The 18,398-nt window shown below is 65.8% G+C and carries 10 protein-coding genes; 5 read left to right on the top strand and 5 right to left on the bottom strand.

What is annotated here, in order from left to right; genetic code table 11:
- Positions 1–19: 19 nt before the first annotated feature.
- Together pbpC and J6595_RS09725 are read right to left on the bottom strand one after the other, a co-directional pair.
- Positions 20–2,107: a penicillin-binding protein 1C gene (gene pbpC / locus J6595_RS09730; RefSeq protein WP_209594283.1), complete on the bottom strand. Its 2,088-nt coding sequence runs from the start codon at positions 2,105–2,107 to the stop codon at positions 20–22.
- Between the two features lie 832 nt (positions 2,108–2,939).
- On the bottom strand, positions 2,940–8,420 hold the full coding sequence (locus J6595_RS09725) for an alpha-2-macroglobulin family protein (RefSeq protein WP_342453143.1): 5,481 nt from the start codon (positions 8,418–8,420) through the stop codon (positions 2,940–2,942).
- A 373-nt stretch (positions 8,421–8,793) separates the two neighbouring features.
- Here J6595_RS09725 and J6595_RS09720 point away from each other — a divergent pair, with 373 nt between their 5' ends.
- Positions 8,794–9,813: a LacI family DNA-binding transcriptional regulator gene (locus tag J6595_RS09720; protein WP_209594281.1), complete on the top strand. Its 1,020-nt coding sequence runs from the start codon at positions 8,794–8,796 to the stop codon at positions 9,811–9,813.
- 244 nt (positions 9,814–10,057) lie between these two features.
- Positions 10,058–10,495, top strand: a complete 438-nt coding sequence (locus J6595_RS09715) for a hypothetical protein (RefSeq protein ID WP_209594280.1) — start codon at positions 10,058–10,060, stop codon at positions 10,493–10,495.
- Between the two features lie 240 nt (positions 10,496–10,735).
- Here the strand turns inward: J6595_RS09715 and J6595_RS09710 are convergent, their stop codons facing one another.
- On the bottom strand, positions 10,736–11,992 hold the full coding sequence (locus J6595_RS09710) for a polysaccharide biosynthesis/export family protein (RefSeq protein WP_209594279.1): 1,257 nt from the start codon (positions 11,990–11,992) through the stop codon (positions 10,736–10,738).
- A 448-nt stretch (positions 11,993–12,440) separates the two neighbouring features.
- On the opposite strand from J6595_RS09710, the gene cysQ reads away from it, so the two are divergent.
- The 3 genes from cysQ (at position 12,441) to cysN (ending at position 16,166) form a co-directional block, all read left to right on the top strand.
- Positions 12,441–13,283 (top strand): 3'(2'),5'-bisphosphate nucleotidase CysQ, encoded by an 843-nt coding sequence (gene cysQ, locus J6595_RS09705; protein WP_209594278.1) that lies wholly within the window; start codon positions 12,441–12,443, stop codon positions 13,281–13,283.
- Between the two features lie 67 nt (positions 13,284–13,350).
- Positions 13,351–14,277 carry a sulfate adenylyltransferase subunit CysD gene (gene cysD, locus J6595_RS09700; protein WP_209594277.1) on the top strand — a complete coding sequence of 309 codons (927 nt, stop codon included), beginning with the start codon at positions 13,351–13,353 and terminating at the stop codon, positions 14,275–14,277.
- Positions 14,277–16,166 carry a sulfate adenylyltransferase subunit CysN gene (gene cysN, locus J6595_RS09695; protein WP_209594276.1) on the top strand — a complete coding sequence of 630 codons (1,890 nt, stop codon included), beginning with the start codon at positions 14,277–14,279 and terminating at the stop codon, positions 16,164–16,166. The genes cysD and cysN overlap by 1 nt, the downstream gene beginning before the upstream one ends.
- A 281-nt stretch (positions 16,167–16,447) precedes the next feature.
- On the opposite strand, the gene J6595_RS09690 is transcribed toward cysN, so the two are convergent.
- Complete coding sequence (locus J6595_RS09690; protein ID WP_245197946.1) at positions 16,448–17,449, bottom strand: Hsp33 family molecular chaperone; 1,002 nt, start codon at positions 17,447–17,449, stop codon at positions 16,448–16,450.
- Positions 17,442–18,392, bottom strand: a complete 951-nt coding sequence (gene argF / locus J6595_RS09685; protein ID WP_245197943.1) for an ornithine carbamoyltransferase — start codon at positions 18,390–18,392, stop codon at positions 17,442–17,444. Before argF ends, J6595_RS09690 begins: the two co-directional genes overlap by 8 nt.
- Positions 18,393–18,398 lie beyond the last annotated feature (6 nt).

Below are 18,398 nucleotides of genomic sequence, written 5' to 3'. Positions count from 1 at the left end.
CGCAGCGTCCCACAGATAATCATTTCACGAAAACCTCGGCGCTCGCGGCAGCGCCCGTTCCATCGACGACCGAAATCGAGAGGAAACCGGGCTCCTTCGGCCGGAAGGCGGACTGGCGCAAGCGCTGATCCCGCTCGACGGGAAGACCATCGACATACCAGGTGAAGGGCGGCCGGCCGTTGCGTACCTTGAGGAACAGCGGCATTTCGGCTTCCCGCGCAGCGTCCGCACCGGCAAGGCCCGGCAGTTCGATGCGAGCCTTGTCCGGCGGATAGACGATCTCGGGCCTCAGCCCCGCCTGCCCTCGTTCGGCGGCACGCCCGACCCGCTTAAGTGGCGGCGGCAGCCCGGCGCCGGCTGATGCCAGAATGCCCGGCGGCGGCCCGGCCAGCCGCGTCACCGGACCGATCCGGGCAAAGACGTCGTGCATCACCGGCACGGCCGCATCCTGGCCGACAAGACCCGGCACCGGCGCGCCGTCCGGCCGGCCGAGCCACACGCCGACGACGTGTCTGCCATCATAGCCGATGGTCCAGGCATCGCGATAGCCGAATGAGGTGCCGGTCTTGTGGGCGATCTCGCCGGGCGAGCCCTTGGTCGTGGAAGTGGCGCCGGCCAGGATCGACGTCACGTACCAGGCCGCCTGCTCGGACAGGATGCGCCGCTGCACCAGCGGATCGGCGGACGCCTCGACATGCAGGGGCACGGAAACCCCGCCATTGGCGATGCCGGCATAGAGGCGAACGAGGTCCTCCAGCGTCAGGCCGAGACCGCCAAGGCCGATCGCGAGCCCCGGCAGCGAGCGGTCGCCGAGCTCCGGCCGCGCGCCCGTGCGCCGGATACGCTGCACGAGGCGGCTCGGCCCGACGGCGGATAGAAGCTCGACCGCCGGCAGGTTGCGCGACAGCTGCAGCGCGCGGCGAACGGTGATGATCCCCTCGAACTGATGATCGAAATTCTGCGGCGTATAGCCGGCGAAACCGCCCGGCGAATCGTCGACGAGGCTTTCGGGATGGGCGACGCCGCGCTCGAAGGCGAGCCCGTAGATTAGAGGCTTCAGCGTCGAGCCCGGCGAGCGCAGCGCCTGCGTCAGATCCACGAAGCCCTGCCGCGAGCGGTCGAACATGTCGGGCGAGCCGACCTCTGCCAGGATCTCGCCCGTCCTATGGTCCGCGACGACGAGGGCCAGCGAGAGCGGGCTTTTCAAGCTTTTCGCTTTCTGGCGCGCGTAGGTTTCGAGCTTTTCTTGGAGCCTGGCGTCGATCGTCAGATTGATGCGGCTCTGCTGCGGCCTTGCGGCATGCAGACGCTCGGAGACATGCGCCGCCATCACCGGCATTTCGCGGCGCCCGCGCGGCATCGGCTCACGGCTTGCCCGCTGCACTTGCCGGGCGTCGAGAACATCGAGGTCGGCCATCCGCTGAAGCACCCGGTCGCGCGCCGATTTCGCCCGCTCGGGGAAGCGATCGGGGCGGTAGCGCTCGGGCGATTGCGGCAGGGCGACGAGAAGAGCCGCTTCCCCCGCCGTCAGCCGCCGCGGTTCCTTGCCGAAAAGCGAGAGCGCGGCCGCCCGGATGCCCTCGACATTGCCGCCATAGGGCGCAAGACGCAGATAAAGCGACAGGATCTCCGCCTTGTCGTAGCGCCGCTCCAGCGCCACCGCGGTCAACATCTGCTCGATCTTGGCAAAGACGCTGCCCGTCGGCAGGCCGTCCAGCATCCGCGCCACCTGCATGGTCAGCGTCGAGCCACCGGAGACGATCCGGCCATGGCTGAGGGATTGCCAGGCGGCCCGGGCGAGCGCCCATCCGTCGATGCCGCCATGGTCGAGAAAGCGCTTGTCCTCCCAGGCAAGCAGCATGGTCAGAAAACGCGGATCGACGTCGCCACCATCGGCCGCAAGGCGCCAGCGCCCGTCCGCGACGGGAAACGCCCTCAGCAATCGGCCCTCCCGGTCGACCACCTCGGCGCCGACCTCCGGCGCCGCGAGCGCTGCGACACGGCGAGAGACTGCCCGCTCGAAGGCCGAATAGGACCATAGAGCTGCAATGAGGAGGAGGAGCAGGCAGAACAGCCCTGTCTGGGCAAGGCGGCGACGCGAGGACATTCAGCGCCGCTCCCGACGGAATAGCGCAAGGCGCTCCGGAAAGGGCCGCGACGCCCACCGCTTCGTCATTCTCGGGCCCCGTCCCGAGAATCCAGATCGCTGCGTCAAACGGTTGATTCTAATGAAAGAAATCCATCGCCGCTGGCTTATCCCAGGTTGCAGCTGGATTCTCGGGACGGGGCCCGAGAATGACGCCATTGAAATGGCGGCGCCGGCGATCGCAGACGCCGAGGTGCAAGAAGCTTCCTCTGACCGCCGACTTGCCGAGGCGACGCCAAGGCAGAGCATCACCGGATCGCCCTGCGAGACGCCGAGGCCCATGCCCCTGACCATCCGGAACAACCATGGATCCGCGGAGCAAACACACATGACTGGCGCTGAAGCGAGACGCTGGACATACATGTCCGTCCGTTCAGTTCCGCCGCTCTGCCTCGTCGTCGGCCCTGCGCGCCGATGGAATGTCGCGAGGCGCTCCTGAAAGGGCCGCGACACCCACCGCTTCGTCATTCTCGGGCCCCGTCCCGAGAATCCAGATCGCTGCGTCAAACGGTTGATTTTCATGCAAGAAATCAACCGCCGCTGGCTTATCCCAGGTTGCAACTGGATTCTCGGCACGGGGCCCGAGAATGACGACGTTGAAATGGCGGCGCCGGCGACCGCAGACGCCGAGGTGCAACAGGCTGTCTCCCACCGCCGACTTGCCGAGGCGACGCCAAGACATAGCGTCATCGGATCGCCCCGCGAGACGCCGAGGCCCATGCCCGCCGCCGTGCCTGTCCAAGCTGCCAACGGCCGCCCCCTTCCAACGACCGCGCGCGTCATCGAAGCATCTTCACCGCAGCGGACCGATGACCGTCACCCGGCCGGCATCGGTGCGCCCGCGCCGCGAGGGATCGTACATGTTCTCGACTACGGCCGCCGCGTGCTCGAACTCGCCCGGCGCGACGGCGCGGACGATATAGGCGAAGCGGCGCATGGTGGTGTCGTTCGCGCCCTGATCGATCGCGGCGAGAAAGCGGTCGGAGCGGAACTCGCTGTGGGCCGCCTCGCCGGAGAGCTGCAGCCAGTCGAGCGCCGCGACGTCGCCGGCACGCAGGATCGCCCGATTGTCGATCGCAAAGCCCGCCGGCAGCGGATCGTCGAGCATCAGCCGGGCCGGGCCGGGATCGACCGGCGTCACCTCGTCGACGACGACGAGACGGTCGCCCTGGCCGATCTTCGCCGGATCGGCCGGGGTACCATCGAGGGTGTAGTAGCTGCGGGCGATGGCGTAGCCCTCGCTGGACGCCGGCGGCGCGACCTCGGGAACGCCGGCGATCGTCACCTCCGCCGAAACCGGCGCGGCCGCGCGATTGGCGATGTCGAGGCCGCCGGTCAAATCAGCCTCGCCCAGCGAGGCCGAATAGGGCCCGTCGATAGCCCGCCCGGCAACGCTCAGCTGCGGCGGATTGCGGCCGAGCAAGGCGTGGGCGGCGAGCAGCGACCAGGCGTCCTCCTGGGTGGATGTATGGCGCTGGCGCTGGCGAGCGGCGTTCACCTTGCTGACCAGTTCGTCGAAGGAAACCCCGTCCACCGCCGTCTCGAGGCCGAGCGTCAGGACCGCCGCGTCGTCGCGCAGCGCCGTGCCGTAGTCCGACCGCCCGACATTGGACTGCGGCGCCATGGTGTCGTCGATCGAGGCGCGAAAGACCGTTTCGGCACGAGAGCGATCGCCGTAAAGCGCCAGCGCCGCTCCCATCTGCGCCTTCGACAGCGGCGTCGGGAAGCTGGCAAGCTCGTTGTCGGCGTAATAGCGCAGATCGCCGATCGAGGCCCGGCCGTTCCTTGCCAGGACGTAATAGGCATAGGCGACCGGCCCCCAATCGGGCTTTTCCGGAAGATAGGCGAGGCTGTTCCTGAGATTGTCGACGGCGAGCGTGAAGCCTTCTTCAGGCACGTCAAAGCCCGCCTCGCGCGCCCGCGTCAGGAAGTCGGTGACGTAGGAATCGAGCCACAGATCGCCATAGCCGGGATTCCACAGGCCGAAGGAGCCGTTCGACGCCTGATTGGCAAGAACGCCGGAGATCGCGTCATCCACCCGCTTCTTGACGTCCTCGCCGCCCGAAAGGCCGGCCGACAGGATGGTCTGGTCGAGATAGACCAGCGGCATTGCCCGCGAGGTCAGCTGCTCGGTGCAGCCATAGGGGTAGCGATCGAGCGAACGCACGACACCGGCGACGTCGAACTGCGCCGCCCCGGTGATCGAAACGGTCGCAGACGCGGTGCCGGGCACATAGCCGGCGAAGAGCTGCGGATCGAGGCTGAGCCTGCCGCCATTTCCGGCGATCGTCAGGCGTGTCTTCTCGACCTCCTTCGGTGCGTTCGAACGGACCGGCAGGACGACCGTCTTGCGCAGCGTCTCGCCGGACGGCGACAACAGCGACACCTCGATCGTCGCATCGCCGACCCCCTCGCCGCTCACCGGCACCAGCACCCGCTCGCGGCCGTTTTCGGCAAGGGTCAGCTTGGTCTCTTCGTTGGCGCCGAGCGAGACGATCGCGCCGCCGCCCCGCAGCGACAATGTCGCCTCGCCGGTCGCGCCCTCGACATGGATGACGTCGATCGCCAGCCGCGACGTGTCGCCCGGCGCGAGGAAGGCCGGGCGCGACACGGCAATGACGATCGGATCGCGCACGATCATGTCGCGGCCCGCCTCGCCGACCGCCGATTTCGACCAGGCGATGGCCATGAGCTTGAGGGTGCCGTTGAAATCGGGAATGTCGAGGGCAATCGTCGCGCGGCCTTCGGCGTCCACCGCGACAGGGCCGGAATAGAGCGAGACGAGTTCGTCCATCGGCGGCGGGCTGTCGTAGCTCGCACCCGCATCGCCGCCCGAACGCACGGTGCCCGGCGCGCCGGCCATGCGGTCGATCAGCTTGGAATAAAGGTCGCGGATCTCGACGCCGAGACGGCGCTGGCCGAAATAATAGCCCTTCGGAGACGGAGGCTGGAAGCCGGTGACGTTGAGGATGCCGACATCGACGGCGGCGAGCGTCACATAGGCGGTCTCGCCGGCGGCGATGCCGTCGATCTTGATGCCGAACTCCCGGGTTTGCCGCGGCTCGATCTTGTCCGGCGCGTCGATCGCGACGGACAGCGCCCGGTCGCCCGGCTCGACGGCGACATGGGCAATGCCGATCGCCCGGCCCGGCATGCGCTTCGCGCCGAGATCCATCGGCCGGTAGACGACCGCCGCCACATAGGCGCCCGGCCCCCAGTCGCGGGTGACCTTGAGGCTCACCTCGCCGCCCTCGGCGGGAATGTCGGCCGTCGTCCGCCCGACGATCCGCTCGTCCATGACGAAGATCTCAGCCTTGCCGGCAAAGCGCGGCTCGATCCGCACCTTGGCCGTCTCGCCCACCTTATAGGCGGGCTTGTCGAGCGAGACCTGCGCGACGTCGGGCGTGTCGAGCGAGCCCGCTGCGACGTACCAGCCCGCATCAAACGATACGCTCGCCGGAATCGCATCATTTTCAGGGTCGATGATCGACAGCTCGTACTCGCCCCATTCGACCGGCAGCGAAAGTTCGGCCGTCGCCGTGGCCGACACGGCGAGCGTGCCGTTGGCGATGCGAGTGGAGGTCTTGACCGGCTCGTAATTCCAGGAGCCGGAACTCGAATACCACTGGAAGTCCACCTGGACCTTCTTCAGCTCCCAAGTCAGCCCCTCGGCCGCGATCCGATCACCTCCAGCGTCGATGGCGATCACGTCGAAGCCGGCCTCCGACCCATCGGGCACCGATCCGTCGAAGCGCGGTTTGATGCCGAGCCTGGCGCTGGACGCGGCGACGGGCAGCTCCTTCGTCCGCTCGACCGGCTTGCCGCCGGCGTCGACGACGCGCAGCTGGATTTCGGCGGACAGTGGCCGCGTCGTCGCGGGCGGGTCGAAGGGCGCCATCGTCAGAGCGGCCTTGCCACCCGCACCGGTGCGCACCGCGTCGAAGGGCTGGCGCGTCGCCGTCACCTCGTCGCTGGAAAGACCGAAGGAATAGCCGGGATAGGCCGTAATGCCGGCGGATGCCGTCAGCACCGCCTCGCCATTGACTTCGAGATCGCCGGCCGGCGCGCCGAAGAGATAGCGGGCGTCGACATCGACGGTCGGTGGCGAAGCCGGATCGAGGCTCTCGGCATTCGTCGCAATGTCGAAATCGATCTTTTCCGGCTCGAAATCCTCGACGAGGAAGCTCGTCTCGGCGAGCGCCGGCTGTTTCGGATCGGTGTAGAGCGCGACTTTCCAGAGCCCGCGCATCGCTCCGCCCGGCAGAGCCAGCGGAAAGGCGTAACCGCCGGCCGCGAAGTCCGATACGCTCTCACGGGCATATTCGACGCCGTCCGGCCGCTTGACGATCTCGGTCAGCGACAGGCCGGGCATGGCGCTGCCCGCCGCGTCGCGGGCGAGCGCGTTGAAATGCACCGTGTCGCCAGCCCGGTAAATGCCGCGATCGGCCGTCAGGAACACGTCGATCGGCCCGGCCGGCGCCCGGCCATCGACGCCGCGATCGGTGAGATCGAAGGGCGCGTCGCCGACATTGAGGAAAACGAAGTCGTCGCCCTTCTTGGCGAGCAGAAGCGACGGCCGGTCGCCGCCGGTGCCCCGCATCAAGCCGGCGGGAAGCCGCAGATGGCCGGCCTCGTCGCTGGTTCCCTGTCCAAGGATCTGATTGTTGGCCGCGACCAGCTCGAGCGAAACGCCGGCCAGTGGCGCCGCGCTGCCGAGCGAGCGGGCGACGACGTAGAAGCCGTCCGTCGCCGCGAAGGTCGACAGGCCGATATCGGAGACGACGAACCACTGGGTCGCCATCTGATCCTGATATTGCGGGCCGTTCTTCGCCTTGGCCGAGAGCACGTAGACGCCGGGTTTCATGTCCTTGACGATCTCGTCGACCGGGATCGCGGTCGTCACCTCGGCATTCGTCTCACGCTGGACCGTGACCGTACCGGACCAGACGTCCTCGCCCCGCTGGCTTGAGATTTCGTCGATCTGCCACTGGGACAAGGCCCGCAGGAACCGCTCGCTGGACAGGGCGTCGGCAAGGCCCCGCTCGCCGATCCTCTGCACCTTCGCCTCGACGGTGTCGGCATTGATGGTGACGACCGGGATCGTCGCCTGGCCGCCGGCCGGCAGGACATAGGCGTTGGTGGCAAAGCGCACGGACGGATCGCGGTCACGGACATAGACCGAAATCTCGGCCTGCTTCGCCAGCCTTTCGCCATCGATCGACGTGATGCCGGGCCGCGCCACGATACGGTAGCGCTCGCCATGCTTCACGCCGTCGATGCAGATCTGCGAGCCCTCCGCCGTCACCGGCAGGGTGTCGCCATTCTCGACGCTGACATAGTCGCCGGGATTGTCGGACGCGGTCAGCCTGCGCGACAGCTGATCGGAGAAGGTCAGGCAGATGCGCGGATTGGCGGCGTTGTTGTCGACGGTGTTTTCGAGGATGCGAAAACCGTGGGCCGCGACGACGGTGTCAAGCTTAGCCGCGACTTGTGGGTCGTTTGCGGCCGCGACGCTGCGGCGATAGGCGCGGATCGCCAGCTTCCAGTTCTCTTCCGCCTCGTAGGTCGCGGCGATCGCGGCCAGCGCCACGGCTTTTTCGGCATCGCTGCCCGCCGTGAGATAGGCGCTGATCGCGGCGTTCTTGCGCAGTCGGGCGTTGTCCTGCTGCTCTTGATAGTCGCTCGGCTGGTTGGCGAGTGCCGCATCGGCAAGGCCCTTCCAGGCTGCATGGTCGAGCGGCTCGCGCTTCAACACCTCCCGCCACAGACGGATCGCATCGGGAAAGGTCAGGGCGGATGCCGCCTGCCGCGCGAGGCCGCCCGCGGGGATGGCCGCGAGGTCCCTGTTGCGTTCGGCACCGGCGAGTTCGAGCCGGTAACGGTTCGCCGCCTCGACGCCCGCAGCGGGGATGAAGTCGAGCTCCTTGGCCCGCGCGGCGAGACTGGCCTCGTCGAGGGCCGGCGGCGCGACGACTTCGCCGGACGTGGCGCCCGCGACGCGCCGCAGCTCGCCCACCCCGTCCTTCAGGAAACACCAGCGCGTGCGCTCGTTGAGGGTGAAGGCCTTGCAGCGATCGTCGGCCTTGCAGGCGGCGATGCAGGCGTCCACGTCGACGTTCTTGAGGATGTCGTAGTCGCGGCCGAAATAATCGGCATTGCGGGTGACGACGACGGTCCTTTCGCCGTTGGCCTGGGCGAAAGCACTGGTCGCGATGGCGCCGCAGGCCCAAAAAAGGACCAGAATTGTCAGACCAAGCCTGCCGAACCTTTGCACGGATCGACCTCCCGTATCAGCCTTGCCCCGGAGAATCCTTACGATGAAGCAAGGTTTTCGGCCAGCAAAACATTCAGTGATCGTCGCGGCAAAACCGTCCCGGCAGCGGCGAGCCGGAGCCTCCGCATCATCGCCATTGCGCCGCCTTTCTGGCCCTGGACAGCGCGGAAGCTGACAGGATGCAGATCGCCGCGACCACCGGGTGGCATGGCGGACAGGCCTTTTACCGCGCCGTCTCTTGCGAGCCGAGTTCCCTTTGCCGGGCGCGCGATAGGGCCGGTGTTTCCGACGCCCGGCATGACGGGGCTTTCCGCATGCCGTCCTATTTGCCATACATCACCGATCGGTCGGAATTCGTGGATCAAGGGCGTTCGTGGCGCAAAGGGTGAAATTGTCGACCATCGCGGAGGCGCTTGGCTTGTCCACCGCGACCGTGTCGCTGGCGCTCAGGGACAGTCCGCTCGTCGCCGACGTGACCCGCGACCGGATCAAGGACGCCGCGCGCGAGCTCGGCTATATCTACAATCGCCGCGCCGCCTCCTTGAGAACCTCGCGGTCGGGCATCGTCGGGGTCTGCGTCCACGACGTGATGAACCCGTTTTACGGCGAGATCCTCAAATCAATCGAGAGCGAACTCGACCGTCATCGCCAGACCTTCATCCTGTGCAACCATCACGACGACCTGTCGAAGCAACGCTCCTTCATCGACACGCTTCTGCAGCTCGGGGCCGATGGCCTGATCCTGTCGCCGGCGCTCGGAACGCCGGCTGCCGACATCAGGCTTGCCGAGGAAAACGATCTGCCGGTCATCCTGATCGCCCGCACGATCGAGGGCGCTGGCGTGCGCGGATTTCGCGGCGACGATGCCTATGGAATGGGCCTCGCCGTCGATCACCTCGTCGAGCTCGGCCATCGCTCCATCGCGATGATCGGCGGAACGAGAGCGACGTCCACCGGCCGTGAACGCGAGGCCGGCTACCTCGACGGGCTCAAGCGCGCCGGCATCGAGTTTCGTCCGCACTGGCGGATAGAAGGTCCCCGCGAGCGATTGTCGGGATTTGAATCGGCCGGGGCCTTCCTCGCGATCGACACGCCGCCGACGGCCATTGTCTGCTTCTCCGATCTCGTCGCGCTCGGGCTGATGTACGGTCTCTCGCGTGGCGGCGTTCGCCCCGGCGTCGATGTCGCCATCGTCGGCTATGACGACATCGAGGAAGCCGCCATCGCGACGCCGCCGCTGACGACGGTCTCGAATGGCCAGAGCGAGGTCGGAGAGCGGGCCGCAAGCGCACTCCTCGAACGGCTGCAAGGCACCGAGGCGGCGGAACACACGACCCTGATCGAGCCGAGCCTCAAGGTCCGCCTGTCCTGCGGGGCAAAGTCGTCGGGCTGATCGGCCGCGCAGCGAACCGCCATCCGACCGGCGAGACGCCCCTCACCCGAGCGATGGCCAGGCGATGACATGAAGCTCCGGACTTGCTGCCGACGCCGGCCGAAACGCCGTGAGACGCCGCGAGACGCCGATCCTCTCGCCGAATTGATAACGAAATCTGACGAACGCGGCGTACCGTCAACGTTCGCTTAAGGTTTCAGAGACGATAATCGGGTTCAGGCAATTTTAACGGATTTCCAGATCCATGAACTTCACGGCCACTGTTCTTGCCACCGCGACCGCCGCGCTGCTCGTGATCGCAAAACTGCAATCGGCACCGGAGCCCGGCGCCGATCTCGACAACGTCGTGTCACTCGATCAACAGACGGTCGGGTCCATCCGGCCAGCCGATACGGCAAACGGCGCAGTGCGGGTGATCGATCTGCGGTCGGGTTCGAGCTGCAAGGTCACGGCGGGCCGTCCGAGCGCCGGTGCCTTCAAGCCCGCACCGCTCGGGCGCGACTGCGCCACCTCGCCGGACCTGTCACGTGTTGCGCAGTGGCGCTCGACGGGCGACGGCTCTCTGGTGATGGCAGACGCACACGGACGCACGGTGATGCGCTTCATGCCGGGCGACGGCGTCCTTTATGAATCCGTCTATCCGTCGGACGCGCTGATCACCATCGTCCCGGCAAAAGGCTGAGCCCACCGGCGCCGACATCGCCCCACAGAACCGACGATCGGCCCTTTTTCGAAGCCACCCGCGACCCGCTGCAGGCGGCGCCGAGTCCTGGACTCGCGCGCCGCACATCTGGATCCGCCATACGCTCGATGGCTCTTGAGGGTTTGCGGCGAACACACGTTCACCCCCAAAACCCTCATCGCTATGTCGAGCAGTATTCTCCGCAGGTCAAAGCCGAACCGGCTTTCACTGGGAGGTGCTTTAGTTGCTCAGCCGCGTCGAGATGGTGGCCGCCGAGTTGGCGGTGCTGAGAACCGGGGAGACGAGGCCGCTGAAGGCATCGAACACCTGCTTGACCGGAACGAACGGCGCCGTTGCCACATAGAGCATGTCGCCGGAGTGGATCTTGAAATCCTGGGCGTAGAGAAGCCCCGACGGTTCGCGCATGTTGAAGCGGTAGATCACTGGGACGTCACCGGAAAGCAGCGCCGCCTGGGGATCGCCCGGCGGCACGCGCTCGAAGGCCGTGCCTTCGTAGCGGGCGAGCATCTCGGCGCCCGGCTCGCGGCGCAGGACGAAGACGCCCATCGGATTGGCGAGATTGGGATTGAGACCGCCGACCCGGGCGAGCGCCTCGGCCAGCGACATCTCGTAGCCCTGCAAGGGCAGCTGGGCGCTCTGCCCCGTCGCGCCGAGCGCCACATAGGTCCGCGGCTGGCGGGTGAGCAGCACGACGTCGCCCGGCCGGACATAGACGTCCTCGTTCGGGTCGTTGACAAGTTCGGAAAACGGCATCTGCACCGTCCGCCCACCACGGGTCAGCGACACGGCGGTCTCGAAGATCGGGGTCCTGGGCCCACCGGCCCTGGCGATCAGCTGAAGGATCTTCAGCCCCGAGGTCGGGATCGGCACGGACATGCCGGCGATCGCATCGCCGGTCACGGTGACGGCGGTCGAATTGCCCTCGGCGATCGAAACGACTGCCTGCGGCTCGATGGCGCGGTCCTTGAGGGCGGCGACGATCCGCCGCTCGATGGTCGCCGTCGTCGAGCCGGCGACTCGAATGCGCCCGGCATAGGGAATGGTGATCGTGCCGTCACGCGCCACCTGCTGCGGCGGCAGGGCGACCGAGGACGAGCCCTGACCGCCGGCATTCAGCGAGGAGAACAACCCGCCGACGCCGGCCTCGAACAGCGTCACCTGAACGACGTCACCGATGCCGACGCCGGTGTCCGCAGGCAGGGCAAGGCTGGCGAGGCCGCGAAAGCTCGGCCTGGGCTCTTCGTGCTGATAGGCCAGAACGTTATTGCTGACGGGAACGAGCAGATAGCCGTTGCGCCACTGGACGGCCGTCTCGTCGACGTCGCCGACAAAGGCCCCCGCCGTCGGCCCGGAAGCCGGCAGCGCTGCGCAGCCCGACAGCAGCCCCGCCATGACAATCGACAGGACGACGCCCGCCCGACGGCCTGCTACACCATATTCATTGCCGTGATTGACCGGCTCGGACGGACTGGCCATCCGAGCAATTTGCGTCTTCCGCGCCGTCTCGGCCGTCATTCAATTCCCCCTCGAAGTCGGGACATGCCGCAGCAACAGTTCGACTGTTGCCGTTTGCAGATGCCCCGCCCGAAACCAGACACGTTCCCCAACGCATCGGTTTCGTCTGCCCGCCATATGGCCTTGCGGAAGCTTCTATCACACCGCATGCCCGAAACACCGGCTCGAAGCGGCTGATGACCGGCAGAACCAGATGATTGGGCGGCCGGTGTTGAGGATATGTCACAAGCCGCCTCCCCAAACCCCGATCCGTCCTCGCAGATCACGCCCACACGATATGCACGGCGCCGACCATCTGCTATGCATGTTGCATAGCAGCAATTTGGGGTTGCGCCTGCGCAATCATGCTTTTCGACGCTAGGGAAGTTGTCAGTCAAACTGGTCTTCCCTTAGAAACAGGCTATCGTCGATGACAACGGAAGAGCCCGCCTTGTATCTGTCAGACCTGATCGAGACCGCTCTACTGGGCGGTGCGGAAATCCTGAAGATCTACGGGACGCCGTTTGAAGCCGCCACGAAGGCGGATGCCTCGCCGGTCACGGAAGCCGACCTCAGATGCGAGGCGACGATGAAACCGTTGCTTGCCAAGATCGCTTCAGACGTCGTCATCGTCGCCGAGGAGGCCGTCTCGGCCGGTGCGGCACCCGCCGAGGCGCGGCGTCTGTTTTTCGTCGACCCCCTCGACGGCACCAAGGAATTCATCAATCGCAACGGCGACTTCACCGTGAACATCGCTCTCGTCGAGGATGGCGCTCCGGTCGCCGGCGTCGTCTATGCCCCGGCGATCGGTCGCCTGTGGGCGGGCGCAGTCGGCGAAGGCGCCTTTCGCGCCGAGGTGAAGGACGATGTTCTGGGAGAGCGCAGCCCCATCAGGGTGCGCCCGCGGCCGGAGCGTCTCGTCGCCGTCGGCAGCCGATCTCACGGTTCGGCCGCGACCGACGAGTGGCTGAAGCGATACGACGTCGAGCGTTTCGTATCGCGTGGATCCTCGTTGAAGTTCTGCCTTCTCGCCGAGGCCGAGGCAGACATCTATCCACGCCTTGGCCGCACCATGGAATGGGACACGGCGGCCGGCGATGCGGTTCTGCGCGCGGCTGGAGGCATCGTCACGACCCTCGACGGGCAGCCATTCCTCTACGACAAACGAAAGCAGGCGGGTGACGTCGATTTCGCCAATCCGCATTTCGTTGCTTTTGCCGACCCCGCACTGGCCAAGGAACTGGTGCGAAAGACCGACCAAAGCCTGCATTAATCGTCACCATTGTAGCAAACATCGCAAGTACAGCGTTCCGCTGCCGGAAGGAAGGACTGATCGACCCATGTCGGCATCGTTAGCCATTGAGGCTCCAGAACTCACCCATTTGCAGCGCCTCGAGGCGGAATCCATCCATATCATGCGCGAGGTGGCGGCCGAGTTCCGCAATCCGGTGATGCTCTATTCGATCGGCAAGGATTCGTCGGTCATGCTGCACCTGGCGAAGAAGGCCTTCTACCCTTCGCCGCCGCCCTTCCCGCTCTTGCATGTCGATACGACGTGGAAGTTCCGCGAAATGATCGCCTTCCGTGATCAGGCCGCCAAGGACGCGCGGATGGATCTCATCGTCCACACCAATCAGGAGGGCGTGAAGCAGGGCGTGACGCCCTTCACCCACGGCGCATCGGTCTACACCAACATCATGAAGACCGACGCCTTGAAGGAAGCGCTGACGAAATACGGCTTCGACGCCGCCTTCGGGGGTGCGCGCCGAGACGAGGAAAAGAGCCGCGCCAAGGAGCGCATCTTCTCGTTTCGCACGGAAAATCATGGCTGGGACCCCAAGAACCAGCGTCCGGAGCTTTGGAACGTCTACAACGCCCGTGTCCGCAAGGGGGAGTCGATCCGCGCCTTCCCGCTTTCCAACTGGACCGAGCTCGACATCTGGCAGTACATCTTGAAGGAATCGATTCCGATCGTGCCGCTTTATCTCGCCGCGAAGCGCCCTGTCGTCCATCGCGACGGACAGCTGATCATGGTGGATGACGACCGGATGCCTTTGAATGAAGGCGAAAAGCCCGAGATGCGCCTCGTCCGGTTCCGGACGCTCGGCTGCTACCCGCTTACGGCGGCAATGGAATCGCCGGCGGCATCGCTTCCCGAGATCGTCCACGAGATGCTGATCGCCCGCACGTCCGAGCGTTCCGGCAGACTGATCGACCACGACGAAGCCGGATCGATGGAAAAGAAGAAGCGCGAGGGTTATTTCTGATGGACAATTTCGACCCCGCGGCCTTCGCCGAATATCTCTCCCGCCAGGAGCGCAAGGACCTGTTGCGCTTTCTGACCTGCGGCTCCGTCGACGACGGCAAGTCGACGCTGATCGGTCGTCTGCTCTACGACACCAAGCTTCTCTTCGAGGACCAGCTGGCGACCCTGCAGAAGGATTCGACCAAGCACGGCACGGTTGGCGAGGACATCGACTTCGCCCTTCTCGTCGACGGGCTCGAAGCCGAGCGCGAACAGGGCATCACCATCGATGTCGCCTACCGCTTCTTCGCGACCGAAAAGCGCAAGTTCATCGTCGCCGATACGCCCGGCCACGAGCAGTATACGCGCAACATGGCGACGGGCGCCTCCAACGCCGATCTCGCCATCATCCTGATCGACGCGCGCAAGGGCGTTCTGACCCAGACCCGGCGCCATTCCTACATCGCCTCCCTCCTCGGCATCAGAAACGTCGTCCTGGCGATCAACAAGATCGACCTCGTCGATTATTCCAAGGATGTCTTCGAGACGATCCTGGCGGACTACAACTCCTTCTCGAGCGACCTGGCGTTCGAGACCATCCAGCCGATCCCGATGTCCGCCCGATTCGGCGACAACGTCACCCAGCGGGGCGACAAGCTTACCTGGTACGACGGTCCGACGCTGCTCGAGCATCTCGAGACGGTGGATGTGCGCAGCGACCAGATCGAGCGGCCGCTCCGGTTTCCGGTCCAGTGGGTCAACCGTCCCAATCTCGATTTCCGCGGCTATTCCGGCACCGTCGCCTCGGGCACGGTTTCCGTCGGCGAAGAACTCGTCGTCGCCGCGTCGGGCCGTACCAGCACGGTGAAGTCGATCGTCACCTATGACGGCGAGAAGGAGAGCGCCATCGCCGGCGAGGCGGTGACGGTGACGCTCGCGGACGAGATCGACATCTCGCGAGGCGATCTCCTCTGCGACGCCAGTCAGCGGCCCGAGGTCGCCGACCAGTTCTCGGCCCATCTCATCTGGATGCATGACGAACCGCTCGTGCCCGGCCGAAGCTACCAGTTCAAGATCGGCACCAAATCCGTCTCCGGATCGGTCACCGACATCAAGTACAATGTCGACGTCAACACGTTCCAGCATCTCGCCGCCAAGAAGGTCGGGCTGAACGAGGTGTCCGTCGTCAATCTCTCGTTCCGCGAGCCGATCGCCTTCGATCCCTATGTTGACAATCCCGCCACCGGCGGCTTCATCGTCATCGATCGGCTGAGCAACCTCACGGTGGGTGCCGGAATGATCGACTTCGCGTTGCGTCGGGCGGCCAACATTCACTGGCAGGCCGTGGACCTCGACAAGCAGCGTCGCGGCGAAGCGCTCGGCCAGCGCCCGGCGGTCATCTGGCTCACGGGCCTGTCCGGCGCCGGCAAGTCGACCGTCTCGAACCTCGTCGAGAAGCGGCTCTTCTCCATGGGCAAGCACACCTATCTCCTCGACGGCGACAATGTCCGCCATGGCCTGAACCGCGATCTCGGATTCACCGAAGCCGATCGTGTCGAGAACATCCGGCGCGTCGCGGAGACGGCCCGGCTCTTCGTCGATGCCGGCCTCATCGTCCTGTGCTCGTTCATTTCCCCGTTCCGGTCGGAACGGCGGATGGCCCGCGATATTCTGGATCCGGGCGAGTTCGTCGAGGTCTTCGTCGATACGCCGCTCCACGTCGCCGAAAAGCGCGATCCGAAGGGCCTCTACAAGAAGGCGCGTCTCGGCCAGATCAAGAACTTCACCGGTATCGACAGCCCGTATGAGCGGCCGGAAAACCCGGAAATCACGCTGGCCGGCGCGACGACCTCACCAGAGGTCCTCGCCGATCAGGTCGTCGAATATCTGCGGGAAAACGGCTACATCTGACCAAACGAAAGGGCCGCCCATCGGGCGGCCCTTTCATCGTTCGATACCGCGATCTTCGGCGCGAAAACAGGTCATCCCATGCCGTGCAAAACGGCAGACCGGGTCTCGTATGCTCCGGGGGAAAGAGGCTCCATTGCCGCGGAAGCATTGCGACCGTGCTCCCCGGCCAGCGGCCCGTCAGTGGTCGGCGTTACGCTCGAAGCAATGCGCCTGGGCGCCTGGACAGGGTTTCCACACGCGGTTGCCTCCAGGCCGGGACAAGGCCCCGTTCGCGCGCCGGTTCAATCCTTGTTGCTGAATTCGGACGGATCGAACTCGTAGTTCGTGCCGCAGAACTCGCAGGTGACCTTGATCGTGTCGTCCTCGATGCTCTCCGCGATCTCCTCGGCGGAAAAATTCGAGAGCACTTCGCTGATCCGCTCGCGCGAGCAGGAGCAGTCGTCGATCACGCGGTCGGCGGGAAAGACCCGCACGCCGCGCTCGTGGAACAGCCGGAACAGAAGCCGCTCGACGCCGACCTCCGGATCGGCGAGTTCGGACGCCTCGATCGTATCGACCAGTGCCCGCACTTCCAGCCATGCGTCGTCGAACTCGTCCCCCTCTTCGAATTCGTCGGTGCCTTCGGGAAGGTCGCCGCCGGGAAGATCGGGCATGCGCATGCGATCGGGCGATTCCGGCAGGAACTGGGCGATCACGCCGCCGGCCCGCCAGCTCTCGACGAAGCCGTTGTCGCCGCGCCGGGCAATCTTGGCGACAGCGAGCTTCACGGTCGTCGGGATCTGCTCGGACTGGCGGAAATAGGTCTCGGCGACGGCCTCGATGCCCTCGCCGTTGAGTTCGACGATGCCCTGATAGCGCTGGGAGTAGGAGCCCTGATCGACTGTCAGCGCGAGGGTGCCGTGGCCCAGAAGCTCCTCCGAGCTCGTCGCGCCGCTCTTTTCCGCCTGTTCCAGGACCTCCTCGTCATAGCGCGCATAGGCACGCACGCTTGAAGGCGTCGCGAAATCGACGACGAGAAGATCGACCGGGCCGTCGGTCTGGGTCTGAACGATGAACTTGCCCTCGAACTTCAGCGAGGTTCCCAGAAGCACGGTGAGGACGATCATCTCGGCGAGCAGCCGCGACACCGGCTCGGGATAGTCGTGCCGGGCAAGGATCTGGTCGAGCATCGGCCCGAGCTGGACCCCGCGGCCCCGCGCATCCAGCGCCTCGACCGCGAAGGGCACGACGGCATCGTCCCCGGCGAGATCGTCGGAGGTGAGAATACGCTCGTTCTCAGCCATGGGAGGAGAGCCCGCCGGTCGCCTCGCCAAAGCACCAGGCAAGGATCGCCTTTTGCGCATGCAGCCGATTTTCGGCCTCGTCAAAGACGACGGATTGCGGTCCGTCGATCACCGCATCCGTCACTTCCTCGCCGCGATGCGCCGGCAGGCAATGCATGAACAGGGCCTCGGGCTTGGCCGCCGCCATCAGCCTTTCATTGACCTGATAGGGCATGAAGACGTTGTGTCCGCGCGCCCGGTCCTCGCGGCCCATCGACACCCATGTATCGGTCACGACGCAATCCGCGCCGGACACCGCCTCCAGGGGATCGGTGGTGGTGGTGATACTGGCGCCCTCGCCGCGCGCCCATTCGATGAAGCGGCCATCGAGGTCCGAGCCCTGCGGCGTCGCGATCCTCAGCTCGAAATCGAAACGCGCGGACGCCTCGGCAAAGGAGGCAAGCACGTTGTTGCCGTCGCCCGTCCAGGCAAAGACCTTGCCCTTCACCGGGCCGCGCTTTTCCTCGAAGGTCATCAGGTCGGCCATGATCTGGCACGGATGCGTATCGTCGGTCAGGCCGTTGATCACCGGCACGGTGGCATATTCGGCCATTTCCAGAAGACGATCATGCGTCGTCGTGCGGATCATGATCGCATCGACATAGCGTGACAGGACGCGGGCCGTATCGGCGATCGTCTCGGACCGGCCGAGCTGCATCTCGGCGCCGGACAGAAACAGCGTCTCGCCGCCGAGCTGGCGCATCGCGACGTCGAAGGAGACGCGCGTGCGGGTCGACGGCTTGTCGAAGATCATCGCAAGCATCTTGCCGGCAAGCGGCTTGTCGCCCGCCGGCAGAAGCTGCTTGCGCCGCGTGGCGTCCTCGATGATCAGCCTGAGATCGGTCTGCGCCACCTCGGAGATATCGAGGAAATGCCGCGGGTTTCCGGTAGAATTCTGTGTCATCGTCAT

It is taken from the genome of Jiella mangrovi (assembly GCF_017815135.1).
Lineage (GTDB): Bacteria > Pseudomonadota > Alphaproteobacteria > Rhizobiales > Rhizobiaceae > Jiella > Jiella mangrovi.
The sequence above is the reverse complement of the archived record's forward strand: the minus strand, read 5'-3'. Positions and strand labels throughout refer to the sequence as shown.

What these genes read in the sequence shown, in the direction of transcription:
- argF (WP_245197943.1), bottom strand. Translation starts at nt 18,392, where the DNA reads ATGACACAGAATTCTACCGGAAACCCGCGGCATTTCCTCGATATCTCC.
- pbpC (WP_209594283.1), bottom strand. Translation starts at nt 2,107, where the DNA reads ATGTCCTCGCGTCGCCGCCTTGCCCAGACAGGGCTGTTCTGCCTGCTC.
- cysD (WP_209594277.1), top strand. Translation starts at nt 13,351, where the DNA reads ATGTCGGCATCGTTAGCCATTGAGGCTCCAGAACTCACCCATTTGCAG.
- cysN (WP_209594276.1), top strand. Translation starts at nt 14,277, where the DNA reads ATGGACAATTTCGACCCCGCGGCCTTCGCCGAATATCTCTCCCGCCAG.
- J6595_RS09715 (WP_209594280.1), top strand. Translation starts at nt 10,058, where the DNA reads ATGAACTTCACGGCCACTGTTCTTGCCACCGCGACCGCCGCGCTGCTC.
- cysQ (WP_209594278.1), top strand. Translation starts at nt 12,441, where the DNA reads ATGACAACGGAAGAGCCCGCCTTGTATCTGTCAGACCTGATCGAGACC.
- J6595_RS09710 (WP_209594279.1), bottom strand. Translation starts at nt 11,992, where the DNA reads ATGGCCAGTCCGTCCGAGCCGGTCAATCACGGCAATGAATATGGTGTA.
- J6595_RS09690 (WP_245197946.1), bottom strand. Translation starts at nt 17,449, where the DNA reads ATGGCTGAGAACGAGCGTATTCTCACCTCCGACGATCTCGCCGGGGAC.